The organism is Erythrobacter sp. (assembly GCF_035194505.1).
GTDB lineage: Bacteria > Pseudomonadota > Alphaproteobacteria > Sphingomonadales > Sphingomonadaceae > Erythrobacter.
Map to the genome: position 1 here is coordinate 2,612,914 of NZ_CP136573.1, position 17,859 is coordinate 2,630,772.

Annotated in this window: 15 protein-coding genes and 2 pseudogenes; 13 read left to right on the plus strand and 4 right to left on the minus strand. The window is 57.7% G+C overall.

Annotation, left to right across the window (positions count from 1 at the left end; genetic code table 11):
- Positions 1 to 15: 15 nt before the first annotated feature.
- From RSE14_RS12885 to RSE14_RS12940, 12 genes are all read left to right on the plus strand, one after another.
- Positions 16 to 942, plus strand: a complete 927-nt coding sequence (locus RSE14_RS12885) for a hypothetical protein (protein WP_324074252.1) — start codon at positions 16 to 18, stop codon at positions 940 to 942.
- Positions 875 to 1,933, plus strand: coding sequence for a hypothetical protein (locus RSE14_RS12890; RefSeq protein WP_324074254.1), 1,059 nt, complete (start codon positions 875 to 877; stop codon positions 1,931 to 1,933). The genes RSE14_RS12885 and RSE14_RS12890 overlap by 68 nt, the downstream gene beginning before the upstream one ends.
- Positions 1,930 to 2,520: a hypothetical protein gene (locus RSE14_RS12895; protein WP_324074256.1), complete on the plus strand. Its 591-nt coding sequence runs from the start codon at positions 1,930 to 1,932 to the stop codon at positions 2,518 to 2,520. Before RSE14_RS12890 ends, RSE14_RS12895 begins: the two co-directional genes overlap by 4 nt.
- On the plus strand, positions 2,517 to 3,230 hold the full coding sequence (locus RSE14_RS12900) for a hypothetical protein (protein WP_324074257.1): 714 nt from the start codon (positions 2,517 to 2,519) through the stop codon (positions 3,228 to 3,230). Before RSE14_RS12895 ends, RSE14_RS12900 begins: the two co-directional genes overlap by 4 nt.
- Before the next feature lie 5 nt (positions 3,231 to 3,235).
- Positions 3,236 to 5,383: a secretin GspD/PilQ domain-containing protein gene (locus RSE14_RS12905; protein WP_324074259.1), complete on the plus strand. Its 2,148-nt coding sequence runs from the start codon at positions 3,236 to 3,238 to the stop codon at positions 5,381 to 5,383.
- Positions 5,384 to 5,395: 12 nt separating this feature from the next.
- Positions 5,396 to 5,884 (plus strand): copper chaperone PCu(A)C, encoded by a 489-nt coding sequence (locus RSE14_RS12910; protein ID WP_324074261.1) that lies wholly within the window; start codon positions 5,396 to 5,398, stop codon positions 5,882 to 5,884.
- Positions 5,871 to 6,488 carry an SCO family protein gene (locus RSE14_RS12915; protein ID WP_324074263.1) on the plus strand — a complete coding sequence of 206 codons (618 nt, stop codon included), beginning with the start codon at positions 5,871 to 5,873 and terminating at the stop codon, positions 6,486 to 6,488. The genes RSE14_RS12910 and RSE14_RS12915 overlap by 14 nt, the downstream gene beginning before the upstream one ends.
- A 277-nt stretch (positions 6,489 to 6,765) precedes the next feature.
- Positions 6,766 to 7,890, plus strand: coding sequence for a multicopper oxidase domain-containing protein (locus RSE14_RS12920; protein ID WP_324074265.1), 1,125 nt, complete (start codon positions 6,766 to 6,768; stop codon positions 7,888 to 7,890).
- Between the two features lie 42 nt (positions 7,891 to 7,932).
- Positions 7,933 to 8,961 (plus strand): multicopper oxidase domain-containing protein, encoded by a 1,029-nt coding sequence (locus RSE14_RS12925; RefSeq protein ID WP_324074267.1) that lies wholly within the window; start codon positions 7,933 to 7,935, stop codon positions 8,959 to 8,961.
- Positions 8,958 to 9,647 (plus strand): SCO family protein, encoded by a 690-nt coding sequence (locus tag RSE14_RS12930; RefSeq protein WP_324074269.1) that lies wholly within the window; start codon positions 8,958 to 8,960, stop codon positions 9,645 to 9,647. Before RSE14_RS12925 ends, RSE14_RS12930 begins: the two co-directional genes overlap by 4 nt.
- On the plus strand, positions 9,644 to 10,153 hold the full coding sequence (locus tag RSE14_RS12935) for a hypothetical protein (RefSeq protein ID WP_324074272.1): 510 nt from the start codon (positions 9,644 to 9,646) through the stop codon (positions 10,151 to 10,153). The genes RSE14_RS12930 and RSE14_RS12935 overlap by 4 nt, the downstream gene beginning before the upstream one ends.
- A 6-nt stretch (positions 10,154 to 10,159) precedes the next feature.
- Positions 10,160 to 10,651: a prepilin peptidase gene (locus RSE14_RS12940; RefSeq protein ID WP_324074274.1), complete on the plus strand. Its 492-nt coding sequence runs from the start codon at positions 10,160 to 10,162 to the stop codon at positions 10,649 to 10,651.
- A 139-nt stretch (positions 10,652 to 10,790) separates the two neighbouring features.
- Here RSE14_RS12940 and RSE14_RS12945 read toward each other — a convergent pair whose 3' ends face one another.
- A complete protein-coding gene (locus RSE14_RS12945; RefSeq protein ID WP_324074276.1) occupies positions 10,791 to 11,354 on the minus strand; it encodes a hypothetical protein in 564 nt (187 codons plus the stop codon).
- 324 nt (positions 11,355 to 11,678) lie between these two features.
- Here RSE14_RS12945 and RSE14_RS12950 point away from each other — a divergent pair, with 324 nt between their 5' ends.
- Positions 11,679 to 13,382 (plus strand): adenylate/guanylate cyclase domain-containing protein, encoded by a 1,704-nt coding sequence (locus RSE14_RS12950; protein ID WP_324074277.1) that lies wholly within the window; start codon positions 11,679 to 11,681, stop codon positions 13,380 to 13,382.
- A 746-nt stretch (positions 13,383 to 14,128) separates the two neighbouring features.
- On the opposite strand, the pseudogene istB reads toward RSE14_RS12950, so the two are convergent.
- The 3 genes and pseudogenes from istB to RSE14_RS12965 all read right to left on the minus strand — a co-directional run.
- Positions 14,129 to 14,856 (minus strand): annotated as a pseudogene (gene istB / locus RSE14_RS12955) (IS21-like element helper ATPase IstB).
- On the minus strand, positions 14,843 to 16,357 hold the full coding sequence (istA, locus tag RSE14_RS12960; RefSeq protein WP_324074278.1) for an IS21 family transposase: 1,515 nt from the start codon (positions 16,355 to 16,357) through the stop codon (positions 14,843 to 14,845). Before istA ends, istB begins: the two are co-directional and overlap by 14 nt.
- A 112-nt stretch (positions 16,358 to 16,469) precedes the next feature.
- A pseudogene (locus RSE14_RS12965) lies at positions 16,470 to 17,340 on the minus strand (IS3 family transposase); the annotation flags it as partial.
- Positions 17,341 to 17,859 lie beyond the last annotated feature (519 nt).

Here is a 17,859-nt window from a genome sequence, read left to right on the forward strand (position 1 = left end):
GGATTTGCAGCACCGATGGCTGCGCTTGCCGTCGCGTTGCTCGCACTGGGGCTCGTCATGTCGCTTCCGGCCAGTGACCGGCTGGGACAAGAGCTCCGCCAAGCCCATGCCCGGCTCAATGTTGAACGTGTGGCGGTGACCGCGCAAAGCCGGGTCGCTTTTTTGATGCTGACCGAACCGGTGGGGCAAAACGGTCTTGAGTTTGGCGGCCCCCGCCTTGCAATTGACGGAAGCCTGATCAGCGGTGAACTTCCGACCATGCGACGGAACATTTTGTTCGATGGGCGCCCTTATACAATGAAAATTGATGGATCGAACGAAGCCATCGTTCGCCTGCAGGATGAAGGCGGCCTTATAAACTTGCATGAAGCCAGCCGGACCACCTTATCAGATCTGATGTCGGCCTGTGGCATTACTGGTCCGAGGTTGCTGAATATTATCGCAGACATCTTGGCTGATCGCAGTCACAGGTCCGATTTTGATTGGCGAGACCATCTGCGTGGCAATGAGCGCCGCAAGCTGGAGGTTGCGACAGCATGGCGGCGCAGTGAGAAGCCCGGCCTTTATTTGCCGACCGCGCCGCCAACAGTGCTGCTTGCTCTGACTGGCAGCGAACGTCGCGCTCGAGAAATTCTGCTGCTTCGCGAAGGAAATCAAAATATATCCAAATTGGAATTAATACGCAGTCAAAATGAAAATAATAGCCAACTTCCTGTTGGAGAGATATCATCTGTATCGACGCACATTCGGATAAGTGTACAAATTAGTCGTCGTGGGTTAACCGACAATTTACCTGTTTACGTCTATCGGTCGACACTTGAGCTTGGTCGTAACGACATTGCTCTTTCCTTTATTGCAAAAGGCCCGATAGTCGATGCTGGCTTTCAATCCGAATGCTTTCCGTTTTGGGAGGAACCTGCTCAGCCGCTCCCGCAACGGTAATCGGTTGGACACAGATCCGCCTAGAGGCCGCTTGATTGCGCCTGCAATCATTCCCCGAAGTCTCTGCCGCTTTGAATATCTCGAACGTCCCGACCATCTTGGCCGCCAACAGTTTGAAGCCGCCTGCCTGCTCCGCGCAGAGCATAAGGCCCCCTTTGTCGATGCCGGATCGATAGTCATCGGCGGCCGCGACGGCGTCGGCATTTGGTGGTGGGATGCCGCCGCATGGGCAAATATCAATGACGCTCCTCAGAACCAAGCCAGTCGCGATCTTCCCGAAAGCCTGTGCGCCAACCTGTCTGATGGATGGCATCATATATGTCTTGACATTGGTTATGAGGCCCGGCTTGTCCGGAGGCAAATGGTCGTTGCCTCCATCTGGCGGCGTACAGCATTTATCAAGGCCGAATGGCAGCATGTCGTCGCGCTTGCAGAGCCGGACGGAGATGTTGCCATCCCGTTGCCTCCGGCGGTTCGCATTGAACGATCGCACTTGACTGCCCAGATGCGTGGCGGAACGGAGCTGCGACGCCCGATGGCCGCTGCGGAGAAGGTGCTGTTCACCGGACTGCTGCTTGTGTCGATCCTTGGTGGATGGTGGCAGGGCGAGGCCACCACATTGGCGGAAAATGCCGCCCGCAACAAGGCTGAGGCCATGCGGCTGGAAAGGTTTACCGCCAGCTACGAACTCTTCTCCAAAATCCATTCCGATCTGCAGGAATTGGACGCTGCGCAACGCGCATTGGGGCGAACTACCACTGCCACCGACTTGGCAACGCTTCTTGCTCAGGTCGCCAATGCGGGTCTGTCGCTATCGTCGATGCAGCTTGATCGCGAACACTTGCGCCTTGCCGTCCGCACCGGGGGCGATGTCGATCGGTTACGCGCTGTCGCTGCGCAGATCGAGGCGCTTCCCGGCTTTGTTCATGTCGCCGCGCAGGACGGTGAAGGCGTTGGCGAAATGATTCTTTTGGCAGAGGTGGAGCCATGATTGCCGGCCGCCTGACCGCACTTCTGGATTGGCGTCCCGATGATCGGGAAAAGCGTCTGCTGCAGCTTCTGCTCGGCATTCTTCTTGCCACTTGGCTCTACATTTCCGTCGATACACGGCAAAATGCCGCGTCGGAGAATGTAGCGGCCCAAGAAAGATTAGCCAAAGTACGCACTCAGGTCGAACTGCTGTCGAACAACCAGTTGCGTGCCGAAATTGCAGTGCAGAAAAAACTGCTCGAAAAATTGTTAGTGGTTGATGCGACGCCTTCGATCAGCAAGATAAGGCTACGTGGCGAAGTACTGGATCTCTCTAGAAGAGCAGGCCTGACAGCACCGGTCATTCTCGACAATGACACCATTGACAATGATACGGCAGATAAGAGCGGCAGGCAAGTCTTCGTCGTGCTAACAGCTACTGTTGAGTTCGACTTTGACTGGTCAGGGCTGCTGCGCCTGATTGAACAGGTCGAAAACGATGGCCGCAGCTACTACATCGATGGGTTCGAAGTACGCCAAGAAGGCGACAAGCTTCGGATGCGCGTTACGTTCCTTGCACTGCACAAAAAAGAGGCGCCAGAGACGTGAACCGCGCCCTTCTCACCGCCGGCAGTCTGCTGTTGGCCGGGCTGGCATTTGCCGCCGGCCGGATCCTTGTGAACTCCACCGGTGCGACGGATGTCGTGCCAAACGCTTTTGCTCCAGAGCCTCCCAACCTTGACGACCCTAATCTGACAGCGAAGGCCGCCTACGAACGGCTGTCGGAGCTCCCGCTATCGGTTTGGGTTGTCGCGCCGCTTAACGATCCAGCGCAGGTCGATGGGCTGATGCTGACCACGGATCTACCGGTTATGCCGGCAGTGCCCATAAGTGCTTCAGACCGAGCACCCAAGCCACCCAAGTTCGCTTCCATGCCGAGTGCCGGACAGATTGCTGGGCTTCTTTCGCGAAGCATCGCGGCGGTGAAGCGTAGCGATGGGGTCGCAAGCTTGGTTGTGATCGACACCGCCAATGGCATTCGACGGACGCTACAGGTGGGTGATTTGTATCGAGACGGCTGGCGCGTGGAACTCATCGATACGAAGTCGGTAACGCTTTCGCGCAATTCCGCAAAAGTCACCGTTCCTGTGGGATTTAGTTTGCGCTCGCCCTTGCCAGCTACGCCCTATCTTCCACCGGCAGCGAACACAGGCAGTCCCGCCGGCAACCAATCGGCCAATTCTAACACTCCTCCGGCTTCCTCCCGGCCGCGCCGGCGCATCCCGCGCCCCGGCACCTCTGATGATCAAGAGTTATGATTCAAATGCTCATGTCCAATACCGCGATTGTGGCGATTGCCATTGCATCTTCTTCCGCCGATGTTCAGCCGCGTATTTCCGTTGAGCCGCTGATGCTCTCGGAGGAAGTATTGTCGTCGCCTGTCGACACGCCTCAATCCGAGCCGATTGAGAAGATCACGCCGCGCACAACAGTGTTGATTGATGCGCCTGTATCGACGGAATACGATGCGCCCCTTGGCGATGCCGATCTGACGATGCTGGTGCCCGACAAGAGCGTGGCAGCAAGCCTGCCACCGCAACCGCTGGGCCAGTTTGCCGAAACTGTCCTTGGTGAGATATTGGGCGTGCCTTATATCATGGGCCCCGGTGTCGCGCAGAGGCGCGATCTTGTGAGCATGAGCGGACCACAGGAAATGTCTTCGCGGCAATTCCTGCGGCTCGCCGAGAAAGCGCTAAACCAATACGGTTTGGTGCTTGTTCACGAAGGCGGCGCGGTTCTAGTGCGCGAGGCGCCGGCTAGGAGAGGGGCCCGACAACCAAACGCGGGCGTTACGAAGATCGTTGCACTCGGCAATATCGCTGCAGACCCGGCTGCCGGCCTCGTTGCCGATATTGTTGAAGGCCAAAGTGGGGTTGCGGTGCAATCTTTGCCCGATGCCAATGGTGTCATGCTGCAGGGCGACGAAGCCGAAGTGACCACTGCCAGCGGCCTTCTCGCCGGAATTGACCAGCCACAATATGCCGGCGCGCGCGTTGCTCGGATTGCCCCGATACTGTGGAGTTCCGACGCACTGGCGGAAAAACTGCGCGAAGTGCTTGCAAGTGAAGGTTATTTGATCGGATCTGCGGGCTCTGGGGGCACTAGTCTAGTGCACCTGTCGCGCCCCGATTGCCTGCTGCTTTTTTCCGATGATGTGCGGTTGTTCAACCGCGTCCTTTACTGGGTCGAACAGCTTGACTCGCTCGAAGGATCAGGCGGTGATCATGCCGGCTTTTTTGTCTATCAGGTGCGCAACACAACGGCTGCCGAACTGGGCAGTCTTGTCGGGCGCGCAAACGGCGGCGATGATGTCAACATTTATGCCTCGTCGCCGGGCCGGATCGACAATCCAGATCGCCGCAGCGATAACGGTCAACCGGCGTCAGGCATGGACCGGTCTAGCCTACCACAGGCGAACCCGGCCAGCGAGGACAGCGGCGGCAAGATAATTGTCGACAATCCTGGCAATCGCATCCTTTTTCGCGGCACCCGGCGCGAGTATGCGCAGCTGCTGCGCCTGCTTAAGGACCTTGATGTCGCCCCCAAACAGGTGCTGGTCGAAATCACCATCGCCGAAGTGACGTTGACGGATGAAACGCGTTTTGGGATCGAATGGTTCCTCGATCGGCAATTATCGAACGGATCAGTTCAGGCTAATACCATCGGGGGGCTCGGACGGGAGGCCGGAGGGCTGGGCCTTACATTTGCAAAGGGCTTTTCGCAGACTTCGGTGACCGCTGCCCTCAATGCAATTGCAACCAACCAGAATCTCAACATCATTTCCACGCCACGGCTGCTCGCAAGGTCGGGCGGCGAGGCGCAGATCCTTATTGGCAACGATGTGCCGATCATCACATCGCAACGCGCGGCGGATATCCAGTCCAATGGCGACACCGATATCCTTCAGACGGTGCAGTATCGCCAGACGGGCGTGATCCTTAATATCCGCCCGGTTGTGCTGAGCAACGACCGCATTGACATCGAAATTTTCCAGGAAGTGTCGAGCCAGCAGCCCAACGTTACCTCCGATATCGGCAGCCCGGTGATCAGCAACCGGTCGGTCACGACGCGGCTGTCGTTACGCGAGGGTATGACCGCCGTGCTTGGCGGTATGATCCAAGACAGCATTTCGATGGGGCAGCGCGGTGTGCCCTTGTTGAAGGATATCCCGCTTTTGGGGCGGGCATTCCGTGTCGACAGCGCGACCAAACGCAAGACCGAATTGCTGATCCTCGTGACACCCAAGGTGATCAACGAAGACCAGACGATGCAGAATATTGCGTCCGAGTTTAGCCAATCCATCAACGGGCTGATGAATGGTCGAGGCCAAAAAGCCTTTACTTTGGTGCCTTGGCTTCCGGGGCAAACGGTGCCCCTGCACAGCTATTCGCGTTTCGAAGACAAAAATTAAAGGTTGAGCATCATGCGTTTTTCTATCGCTTTTACAGGGACGATCCTACTGTGCGGACTTGCCGGTGTCTCGCAGTCTGCCGATGGCAAGGCCCCGGCAGCGGTGCAGGCCGGCACTGCGTGGGCAATCCCGGCTGGGCCAGGTCAGATAATGACTGCGGCCTACGTCTCTCTGCGCAATCGGGGCAAGGCGCCCCAGACATTGTTAGGCGCGTCATCCAATGTGGCCGCCGACGTGCAAATGCACAGTTCGGAAATCAAAGGCGGCATAGCGCGCATGCGGCGCGTCGAGCGACTCACCGTGCCTGCTAGGGGCGAGCTGAAACTGACACCCGGTGGCCCCCATCTCATGCTCATGGGTTTGAAACGGCCATTGAAGGTAGGCGACAGGATCACGGTGCATCTGCGCTTTGAAGGTGGCGCCAATCTGAATGTTGCGGTGCCCGTTACCGATACGTCCGAAATATCCACACTGAAGGGAGGTCCCCATGCAAATCACTGAACGTGCAACCAAAGTCGTCCTAGCGGGACTTGCCGTATTTGCAATTTCAGGTGCTGCGTACCTTAACTATGCAGCGAATGAAGAAAATTCGGCCATCACAGAAAAACCGGCGGCTGACCCGTCATTGGGGGCGCCCGTCAAACTCAAGCTGACCGATGCCGACGGCAAGCCGTTCGATCTTGCCTCGCTCAACGGCAAACCGGTTGCAGTGTTTTTCGGCTTCACCCAATGCCCCGATTTGTGCCCGATGACGATGCAAAAGCTGGCGAGCATGCGCAAACGGATTGGTGCGCCGTTCAACGAGCTACACGTCCTGTTTGTGTCGCTCGATCCCGAACGTGACACGCCTGAAACGCTGAAAAGCTATTTCAGCGCCTTCCCGCTGCCTGTCACAGGCTTGACGGGCAGTGCTGCCGATATCGCTGGCGCGGCCAAGCAATTCGACGTGTTCTATGAAACCGTCCGCTACTCCGAGACATATTATGCGATCGACCATACCGCATCGATCTTCCTGATCGATCGCGACGGCAAGCGCGCAGGCGAAATCGGCTTCGGAGCCGACGACGCGGAATTCCAGGCCAAGCTCGAGGCGCTCGTTGAATAATTTGGCCCTTCATTATTAAAAATAAAATTATCAAAATGCAATAATTTCAAATTTTAATGCGATTGCAGTATTTCGATCATGAAAATATAATAAAAAAGTTATATAATTTTTTTAATAGCACAAATACTATGAAGTAAAATATTTCAAAAAATAATATATTAAATTCCGAAATGGAAAATCCCATTGTCCAAATTTGGAACACGCCCATTTGGATATGTTGGCATTTTCTTAGCCATCCGTTTTGGCCCCGCAAGCCTTTGGAGCGAGATTTGAAAAAATGGATAGGCGTAAATTTTTGAAGGCTAGTGCCGTTGTGGTCGGGGCTGCTGCCCTTCCTGCGATGGCGACCGCCCAAACGACCGGCGGCACGTTCGATCTCACGATCGAAGCCGTCGACTCCGAGATGATCGACGGCGTCTTCGTGTTCAGCCTGATGTTCTTTGATCGCAGCCAGGAAGGCCGCCCGATCCTGGAAGTGACCGAAGGCGATATTGTGACTATCAACGTCACCAATCTCGACACCCGGCCACACGGTTTTGGCATTCCCGGGATACCCGCTGCTTCTGTCGCGTCGATCCCGCCGGGCGGCTCGGCAACGGTGCGATTCACCGCGCCCGTCGGCGGTACCTATATGTATATCGACCCGACGCTTGCGCCGCTTAACCGAATTCTCGGTCTCTACGGCGCGTTCATCGTCCATCCAAAGCTGGGCACGACGGCGGCCGGTTCGCCGACGCCCTATAGCCGCTCGACACATACGCCGCAGGTTGCCGCTTTGTTCGACGCGCTGGGCGTGCACAAGCGCTTTCCGGGCAACAAATGGGTGCCCCGCGACGTAGAGCGAGACAAATTGTGGTTGTTCTCACAGGTTGATCCGCTGATAGCGGCGCGTGTTGATGCCGGAGAGGTTATCCCGCCCGCAAGCGTGGTGCCGTCCTTCCTTCCGCGCTATTTCATGATCAACGGGCTCAGCGGATATGACACCGCTCCGCATAAGATCGATGCCTCACTTGACTGGTCAAAGGGCTCCGGGCGCATCATGCCGCATGGCCGCGAAGGCCAGCCCACGCTGATCCGCAACATGAACGCCGGCCTGTGCACGCACAGCCCGCACATCCATGGCAACCATATTTTCAAACTGTCGGACACCCGTGCAAACGGCACCGTGGTTCTGAACACCAGTTGTTATGAGCTGGATGCCTGGCCGATGGAGCCGATGGCGCGCCGCGACGTTCTGTTGCCGTTCGAAAAGCCGATCGATGCCGTCGTATGGCCGCCAAAGGAAGAACCCTTCCCGATGCGCTATGTCATGCACTGCCATACCGAAATGTCTCAGACAGCCGGCGGGGGCAACTATCCCCAAGGCATGGTCACCCACTGGGAAATGACTGGCCCTCTCTGATCGCTTCAGCGACCCCCATCTTATTGTTTCAGGAGCTTTGCCATGCAAGCGGCAGATTGGACAAAAACAGGCGTTAAGGGTGAGCTCACTTACTCTACCTTTGGCTGCAACCCATTTCAGGAATCAAACTTCCCGACGCCCGACCGGGTCGCGCCCGACGTAAATGTCGAACGACACATGGATGTCAGCCTCGAACTTCCGACACCGGACGGCCAGAAAATTCGCGTCTGGACCTTCACCGATCCCCTGGCACCGACAGTGGCAGGACGCGCGCCCATGCATCCTGCGCCTTTGATGCGATTCCGTCAGGGCCAGATCGTGCACAGCACGCTCGATCCGAAGAAGAATGCACATACGCTTCACCATCACGGCATCGAACCGACCACGGTGAATGATGGCGTCGGTCACGTCTCATTCGAGGTCAATGCACGCTATACTTACCAATTTCGGCCATCACGGGCTGGCACATTCTTCTATCATTGCCACCGCAACACCCCGCTGCATTTCGAAATGGGCATGTTCGGGCCGATGATTGTCGATCCGCCCGAAGGTCCGGGCACTTTGTTCAGCGGTGGACCCAAATATGATGTCGAGCGCCTTCTTGTGCTCGACGATATGGATCCGCGTTGGCACACTTTGGAACATGACGCCGGCATGTGCGGTCTCGATGTCGGCCTCAACCGTTTCGACCCGAAATACTTCCTCGCCAATGGCGTGTTCAACAACCGCACCACCACTGATCCGCGTGTTGTAATCAATGCAAAGCTGGGCCAGACAATCCTGATCCGCCTGCTAAATGCGAGCTATTCGGTTCTGGAAACGACGATCGGCCTGCCGGGCATCTGCCATTCAATGGATGGTTGTTCCCTGGGTACTGAACCGTGGTCTTCTCCGTTGCCGTTACCTGCAAACCGGCCGTTCACTATGTCGTCGGCGCAGCGCCGTGACATCATCATCCGCCCGACCGCGCGCGGCACTTTCCCGGTGCGCTTCCGCTTCCTGCACTGGGTCAATGGCAAGGTTCAGGATAACGGTCGCGGTATCGTTGACACAAGGATTATCGTATCGTGACGATCCCGGCAATTTTCCTCGCAAGTGGCTTCACGCTTATCGGCGACACAAGCCTTGAGACAGCACAACTGGTAACCGCCGACGATCGCGTACGTGATTACCATTCAGGTCATCTTCCGCCGAATCCTGACCAGTTGGGCGGGATGTTCAACTTCTCGGATTTGGCTGGAAAGCCGGTCGGTGATGCCGATTTCAAGGGAAAGTGGACACTGCTTTATTTCGGTTATGCCCGCTGCACGGACAGTTGCCCGATGGCAATCCCGATGATCGCTAAGGCCGCCAAGGAATTGAGAAAGTCCGGCATCAAGACCAATGCTGTCTTTGTCGATATCGAAGCACCTGCCGTCGGCTATGTCCGGCGTCGGGCGAACAAAGCCGCTGCCCCCGATGGCCATGTGCATTTGATCGACCGTGATGCGGCGCTGCGTTCGTTGCAGCAGAGCTTTGGTTCGGAATTGCAGATCCTCACCGGAACGCGGGGCCAGCTATCGGCTGCCACTGCGGCCTTCCGAGTAGCACGCGAACATACGCCTCCGCGGGCGGGTGAGCGCGGCCACAGCATCAATCATAGCTCGCTGGTCTATATTCTTGATCCGCGTGCGAAGGTGGCAGGCTATGGTTATCACACGTCGACGTCGGAGATCCTGATCGAAACAGTGCGAAGGCTAAAAAAGGCAAAGTCATGAAGGCAGCAGCCTTGATGGCGCTAGCGGCAGCGCAGAGCTTAGCATTGCCCCTAGCGGCCCAGACATTCGACCGTGCAGGCCGACTTATTGTCGCGCCCGAAGAACGCAATGTCGCCGCGGCGCAGGTTGCGATTGCGCAGTCACACCTTTTCGGCAGCATGCTTGTTTCTTACCGCTTGGCCCGGCCGGGTGTTGCCCGCGTCGCCGTGGCCACGCGGAAGGAATTGAAGATTTTCGAAATTGACTCCGAGAATTTCGAGGCGCGGCTGATCCAGAGCGTTGCAACGACCACCGCCTTGCCAAAGGGCACGCTAGTGTGCCGCAGCTATGCCCCGATCGATGCCATTTTATCGGCCGGCAAACGGCATTTCCCAAAGACCGAACTGGAGGTTCTACCCCCACACCGCCCAGGGATGGCCTGGCGAGTACGTGTCAAGGGACGACTATTTGCGGTGGCGTTCGACAAAAAGGGCGTTGCGCGTTTCGGCCCACCGTCTTTCCGATAGCGCGCTATGGAAAGCCTGGTCACCGCCACAAGCCAAGTGCTGCTGATTTCCAGTGCATTGGTTTTGATGGGGATCATGGCTTGGAGCGATGCGCGCCATTTTCTCCTGCCACTGGTTCCCAATATCATCTTTCTGGTTGCCGGACTGATCGTCGGCCACCTAGCTTTTGGCATATCCAAAAGTAGCGCGCTAATCGGCGCCGGTGTCGGCTATCTCGGGCTTTTCGCTGTCGCTGCGACCTATCGAAATCTGCGCGGCCGTGAAGGCATGGGCGGTGGGGATCCCATTCTGCTGGGCGGGATCGGTGCTTGGCTAGGTTGGCAAGTGCTGCCAGAAATATTGCTGGTCGCAGCTTTATTGGGCTTGGCTTTTGCCGTGCTGCAACGACCTTTCGGGCCACGGCGGACCACTTGGCAGGATCAGCGTATTCCGCTGGGTTCTTGCCTCATCTGTGCTGCAGTTCTTTCCGGCGCGACGATGCTTATCGCCGGCAAGTGACGAGCTGTCCGCGAGCGCCCTGACGATCTCGATATGGCCGTCGAAATCGGCCTGCGACGTTGTTCGATTACTCACTCGTCGTCCTGTGTTCGAGGCACGTCATCACACCCACATGCCCGAGCTTCGCTCCTCACACAGATTAGATTTTCTCCGGCGACAAGGCCTCACGGATGGCTTCAATTGGTTTCGAGAGCACCTCGTAGGCTAGAGCGCCAGCAGCAGCGGCAATAGCACAAGAGACAACAACGCTCGCAACGAAAGTCATTCGGGATGATGCAATGCGGCTCTGATCGTAGGCAGATAACGAGCCTGCTTTATCCGCTCTGCGCAAAGTGGCAATGCTATCCTTCCCGCTTACCTTTGCAGCGTCATTAGGCATCCCTGTTGACCGAATGCCAGTCAGACTCGGAAAATCAATGTTATCCTGCGTGCGAACGCCGAAGGTCTGATTGCCTGACCAAATAACTCTACCAACTATGATAATGCCGCCTTTTCGAATCTCCACATAGTGACCGCGTGGCGGCGGGCTGCTGGAAGAGGCAAGCAATCCTCGCTGCGAGACGTTAAGGATCACCACTGGTGACTCGTTGCCGCCAGCATTCATCGAAGCAGAGACAATAATCCGTTGGCGTCGGTCACGAGGCTTTTTCAATGTCACAGCTGCGACAATGAAGCGACTTTTCCGCCCAGGCGCTATACCCATTAAGGATGTGCGGTTAACAAGACTAGGCAATCATAACTGCGAATGGCACCTCTTTAACGGCCAAGATGGCAGACAAGAAGATCAGACGTGCCATCTTGATATTGCCGCTCGCTTATGGGGGCTCGCGCTGAACGACCATGCGACCTCACGAGATATGCTTTCATCCTGGTAATGAATTCATTAGGCGGTGATTTGGCCGCATACTAACCGTTGCACCACTGGAAGTTCAGCTGAATTCAAGTGCGGGCGGCAGGCTTAGCGCAGCTGGCGTCTTTGCCGTTCGAATGAAGAGCTTGCGCCAGATGGAAGGGGCAACGGTTCTGCATGGCTTCGCTGTTTCGATCTATCAGCTTCAAAATTTTCGGGATTTCGGTTGGCTTGCTGCTGATTATGCTGGTGGCGGCATTCGGCTCGGCCTTCGCTAGCGAACAGGTTCATCGTCAACTTCAAACCTTCGAACAAGTCATGCTTCCGCTCGCCAGAACCATGGCGAATGTTGAGCTTGAGGTTCAGAAGCAGAAGGTCACCGCAGATTTCTTGCTGGAAACACCTGAAGAGGAAGCTGTTACCACCTGCCTCGGACAAGCGAAGACACAGGGAGCGAGAACACGCGATCTTTTGCAGCGAGCCACGAAACTGATCCAACAAGGTCTTGCGAACGTTCAAACCGAACAGAATCAGATGGCCCTCGCCCGTTTTTCACCCATGGTTGATGAGCTTTCCTATCAGGAAAGGCGCTTGGCAGCATTGACGCTCGAGGCTTGCGCACGAGATGCGACAGTCACCGAGATGGAGGCAGCGAAGTCGCAGGCTGATGACGTCATGCGGCTATCCGACAAGATCGTCTTGGAAATCACCTCATTCGTCGCATGGAGTTCCAGAAGCGCGCGCGAGAACCAAGAATTCGCTGCTCAGGCAAACACTGGCTTGATCGGCTCCGCCACTTTGGTTGGTTTGATGCTGGCTTGGGTTGTCTCACGGGGTTTGACCCGCCCGATTGTACGATTGCAGACCGGCGCACGGGCAGTCAGCGCCGGAATGCTTTCTGAGGCTCACGTGCCCGTCACAACCCGCGACGAAATCGGTGAGGTAACACGCGCCTTCAATGCGATGATTTTAGACCTTCAAGATAAGGAAAAAATCAAAGAGACCTTTGGTCAGTATGTCGATCCACGTATTGTTGCCAGACTTCTCGACGGAGGTCAGTCTGTAACTGAGGGAAAGAAGCAGGTAGCGAGTATTTTCTTTTCGGATATTGTCGGATTTTCTGGAGTTGCCGAACAACTTGCGCCAGGCACACTTGTTAACTTGATGAACGCATATTTTTCGGCGATGTCCGATCCAATTCAGAAACACTCTGGCATCGTGGACAAGTACATTGGCGATGCGATCATGGCTTTTTGGGTGCCCCCATTCGTCGAGGCCCAACGACAGGCCGAGCTTGCCTGCCGAGCAGCCCTTGAGCAAATAGATAATCTTGACGCTTTTCACAGGCAAACCCCTGACATCATCGGCTTACGTCGAGACGTACCGCTCATCGATTTTCGCATAGGGATTGTTACCGGAGAGGTTGTCGTTGGTAGCGTAGGCTCAGAGATAGCTCGCAGCTTCACAGCCATGGGCGACTGCGTCAATCAGGCCTCCCGTTTGGAGACCGTCAACAAGATCTATGGCACACGTGTCCTGATCGACCATCCAACACGTTGCGCTGCGGGCGATGCGATCGAGGCACGTGAAGTTGACCTAATTCGGGTTCCGGGGGTCAGCGTCCCTCTCAGGATTTATGAACTTGCCGCGCTGAAAGGTGGATTGTCGTCTTCGAGGCAGCAGCTTTTCACATGTTATGAAGAGGGCTTGCACTGGTATCGCGCCGCGCGGTGGGATCAGGCTGCAGTTGCATTCAACGCGGCACTCAATATCGATCCGCAGGACAAGCCATCTCGCGTAATGCTTGAGCGGACGGCGAACGCTCAAGCGGTCTTGCCTTCCGATTGGGATGGCGTTTGGGTCATGTCCGCTAAACTATGAGTGATCGATCAAGCTCACAGCCGCAATACTGGATGCCATCTCAATCGGTCTCGCTACGGTGATTACCTACAGGTTTCGTCGCGCTTGCTGATGTCTTCAAAGCCCTCCGTTACAGGTGCAACGCCAAGCGACAAGCGATCTCTACCGCGTTCAAATTTCTGGTTACAGTTTTGCGTTTTTCGCCCTTTGCCTTTCTCGCTCTATCAGGCTGCACACATGCGCAGGACCGCGACGCTATCGCCTCTTTGAAAGCGGCGCTCGAGTGCCAAGCCAGCGCAACGGCTGCACTGGAACGGTTCTGCGCAAAGCAAAGGATCGCCAAGAGGTGAGGGCGCTGTCAGCAACACGTGGCCTTGCCCGTTGCCAAACGGTCCTCCCTACGTGCACGCGTTCCGGCCCAAGAATGGCCCAGCTGGACGGCTGGTGAAGGTGGAGGCCGCTCTGGCATTATGGTCGACGCGCCACCCGCCGAAAGTGCCTACAACAGCATGAAATGAAACAACAAAGCGAACGATCTTTAGCTTGTAAGCCGGGTCCACCGTGGGTTTCGCCCTTTCAGCAGGCAAAACCGCCCCACCAATGTCAATCGGCGTTCAATCGGGACCCCCTATCGGCGCGCAAAAGGGACCCCCTTGTTGAGATGGTGGGTGGTTGATGCTGGGCGCGTGTTTCGCGCTGCTGGCGGCGTAGGGAGGGCGTAGCCCGACCGGAGGCGTCAGCAGCGCGAAGGCGGTTTTCTGACTTGGTCAGCTGCGATTTTTGAAGCGCCAGCTGTCGTTGCCGGTCTCGACGATATCGCAATGGTGCGTGATGCGATCGAGCAGCGCGGTGGTCATCTTGGGGTCGCCGAAGACGGTGGGCCACTCGCCGAAGGCGAGGTTGGTGGTGATGATGACCGAGGTCTGCTCGTAGAGCTTGCTGATCAGATGGAACAAGAGCTGCCCACCGGATCGGGCGAACGGCAGATAGCCCAGCTCGTCGAGCACCACGAGGTCGAGCCTGCCGAGCTGAGCAGCGATGGCGCCAGCCTTGCCGATGCGAGCTTCTTCCTCGAGCCGGGTAACGAGATCGACCGTGTTGAAGTAGCGCCCGCGGGCACCGGCACGCACGACGCTGGCGGTGATCGCAGTGGCCAGATGGGTCTTGCCCGTCCCTGTGCCGCCGATGAGCACGATGTTGCGGCGACCGGGCAGGAACGAACCTGCGTGCAGGGAGCGCACCAGCTCTTCGTTGATCGGGGTGCCCTCGAACGTGAAGGCGTCGAGGTCCTTGATTACCGGCAGCTTGGCTGCGGTCATGCGGTAGCGGATCGAGGCGGCATGACGATGCGCGGCTTCGGCGCGCAGCAGGTCGGTCAGGATCTCGTGGGTCGTGCGCTTGCGCTGCAACCCGGTGGTGACCGCCTCGTCGAACGCGCGGCCATGCCCTTGAGGCCGAGCGAGCGCATCGCCTCGATCATCTCATGCCGCTGCACGGAGGCCTCGCACCGTATCGTAGCGCGCGCAGTCCGCGATCGGCGGGTGGCTGAGCTTGAGATCGGCGGCCACGTCGAGGGGGCGTGCGGATGGCGGATCCCGGTATCGGGCCAGGATGTTGAGGATGACCTCGTCGCTGACAGCACCGCTATTAAGCGCCTCCCGGATCGCGGCCTCGACCGCTTCCAAGCCATCGGTCATTACCGATGCCAGCACGCGCACGAAGCGGCGGTCGGCGTCATCACCGCCGCCCAGCTTGCGCCGCAACCGCGTCAGTGCCGGTGGCAGGTCCCACCCCTGGAAGGGTGCACCGTTCCGCAGGGCGCCGGGCTTGTTGGCCAGAACGGGCAGGTAATGCCAGGGATTATAGATCGTCCGGTCGCGGCCGAAGTGCCGAGCATGCTCGGCGATTACCTCATCGCCGAGGCGCACGACGATGCGATCGGCATAGGCGCGGACCTGAACGGCCCGCCGCGCCGCTTTGGCCATGACCGAGTAGCGGTTGCGGTCGAAGCTGATCAGGCACGTGCCGGTCACAGCATGCGCGGTCTCATGGAAGCCGTCGAACGGCGCAAGCATCGGCTGCAGGGCTGGCCGTTCGAGATCCAGCGCCTCGGCAACAGTCAGCTCCTTCTGCTCGGGATGCGCGTGCGTTGCGGCCCAGCGCAGGCACTCAGCTTCCAGCCAACCGTTGAGCTCCTCGATGCTGGTAAAGCGCAGGCGAGGCTGGAAGAAGCGGCCCCGGATGGTCTGCACCTGGTGTTCAACCTGACCCTTCTCCCATCCCGCAGCCGGCGAGCAGGCCGTGGGCTCGACCATGTAATGATCGGCCATGACCAGAAAGCGGCGGTTGAACACCCGCTCCTTGCCGACGAACACGGTGGTGACCGCGGTCTTCATGTTATCGTAGATGCCGCGCAGAGGAACACCGCCGAAGAAGGCAAAGCCGCGCGCATGCGCGTCAAACACCATCTCCTGCGTCTCGCGCGGATAGGCCCTGACGTAGACCGCGCGCGACGCGCACAGCCGCATCTGCGCCACCTTCACCCGCATCGGCTTGCCCGCGATCTCCACATCCTCGTGGCTCCAGTCGAACTGGTAAGCCTCGCCAGGCTTGAACATGAGCGGGATGAAGGCAGGCGCGCCATCACCCGCATCCTTGCGCCGCGCTTCCGTCCAGCGCCGGGCGTAGCGCCGGACCGCGTCGTAGGATCCCTCGAACCCCTCACGGCACAGCAGATCATGGATCCGGGTCATGCGCAGCCGGTCACGCCGGTGCCGGGCCTCGTTCTCCGTCAGCAGCACGTCGAGCCGCTCCTGGAACGGCCCAAGCCGGGGCAGCGGTTGAACCGTGCGGCGATAATCGAATGCGCCTTCCGGCGCCCGGATCGCTTTGCGCACCACCTTGCGCGACAGCCGCAGATCCCGCGCAATCGCCTTGATCGCCTTCCCGCTCGCGTGCTCCCGCCGTATCCGAACAACCGTCTCCACCACCAACATCCCGATCTCACCACCTGGAAAACCAGGCAGTCCGCTACACCATCAGAATGAGGGGTCCCTTTTAGACGCCGATCACCCCGCTAACGGGGTCCCTTTTGCACGCCGGTCCACACCACTCGACATTGCGCTCCTTCGACCACCGCAGGATCGCCATGCTGGTCAGTTCGGTGCCGTTGTCGCTGACGATAGTATGGGGCCGCGCCATCCGCTCGAAGACTGCAGCATCAAGCTCACGCCCGACCCGTGCGCCCGAGATCGACGTGTCGGTGATCAGGCGCACGCACTCCCGGCTGTAATCATCGACCACGGCGAAGATCCGGAACCGCCTGCCACAGGCGAAGGCATCGGATAGGAAGTCGAGGCTCCAGCGCTGGTTGGGTCCCTGTGGGACCGTCATCGGCGCCCGCGTGCCCAACGCCCGCTTGCGACCACCACGACGGCGCACCTGCAGCCGCTCCTCTCGATAGAGCCGTCGGAACTTCTTGTGGTTCATTCTCCAGCCTTCCCTGCACAGCAGCCAGTGCAGCCTCCGATAGCCGAACCGGCGACGCTGACTGGCCAGTTCCCTGATCCGGTCGCGCGCCTCTGCATCGTCAGGCCGATGACTGACGTAACGCACCATGGTCCGGTCCGCGCCCAGCACCGCGCAGGCACGACGCTGGCTCACCGCGAAGACCTCCTGGAGATGAGCCACCGCCTGCCGCGTGGCACGGGGCGCTAGAATTTTTTGCGCTGATCTCCTTGAGCATGGCGTTGTCGAGCATCGAGTCCGCCAGCAGCTTCTTCAGCCGCTCTTTCTCCTGCTCCAGCTGGCGCAGCCGCCGGGCATCCGACACTTCCAGCCCGCCATATCTGGACTTCCACTTGTAGAAGGTTGCCGAACTGATCCCATGGCGGCGGCACACATCCGCCGTCGCCATCCCCGCTACCTGCTCCTTCAAAACAGCGATGATTTGCACCTCGCTGAACCTGCTCCGCTTCATTCGTCCGTCTCCTCGTCAGGGCCGGACTCTACTCATCTCTGGAGGAAATCTAGGGGCTCAGACCAGCCTGTATCCGACGCCATTCAGGCAACCTGCATCACCGGCGATTCGGCCTCATCATGATTTCCATCGCTGGTTAACTGGCGCGCAGCCCTCATTAACCGCACTCGCATTGCTAAAGGCCATGGAAAATTTGTCCGATATGAAAAATTACTTTTTCTGGTGATTTACAATCATATGTATAGTTAACATCTTTCGAGACGATAGTTAATATTTCATTAAAATATTGAAACGGCGAGATATTATTGGTTAATTATTTGGACACTTAGTTGTCTGCGACGATTTTTTTTGAAAAGGCGTCCCTATCGACGGCTCAAATGAGAGCTCGTCGCGTTTCCAGCAAGTCCTGCGTCTAAGGCGAGGCAGGTAATCGTTTAGCGGAAATATGGGGAGTAAAGACTGTGCTTAAATTGAACATCAACGATCTCGTTCACATTCTGAAGCAGATCAAAGTCGCCG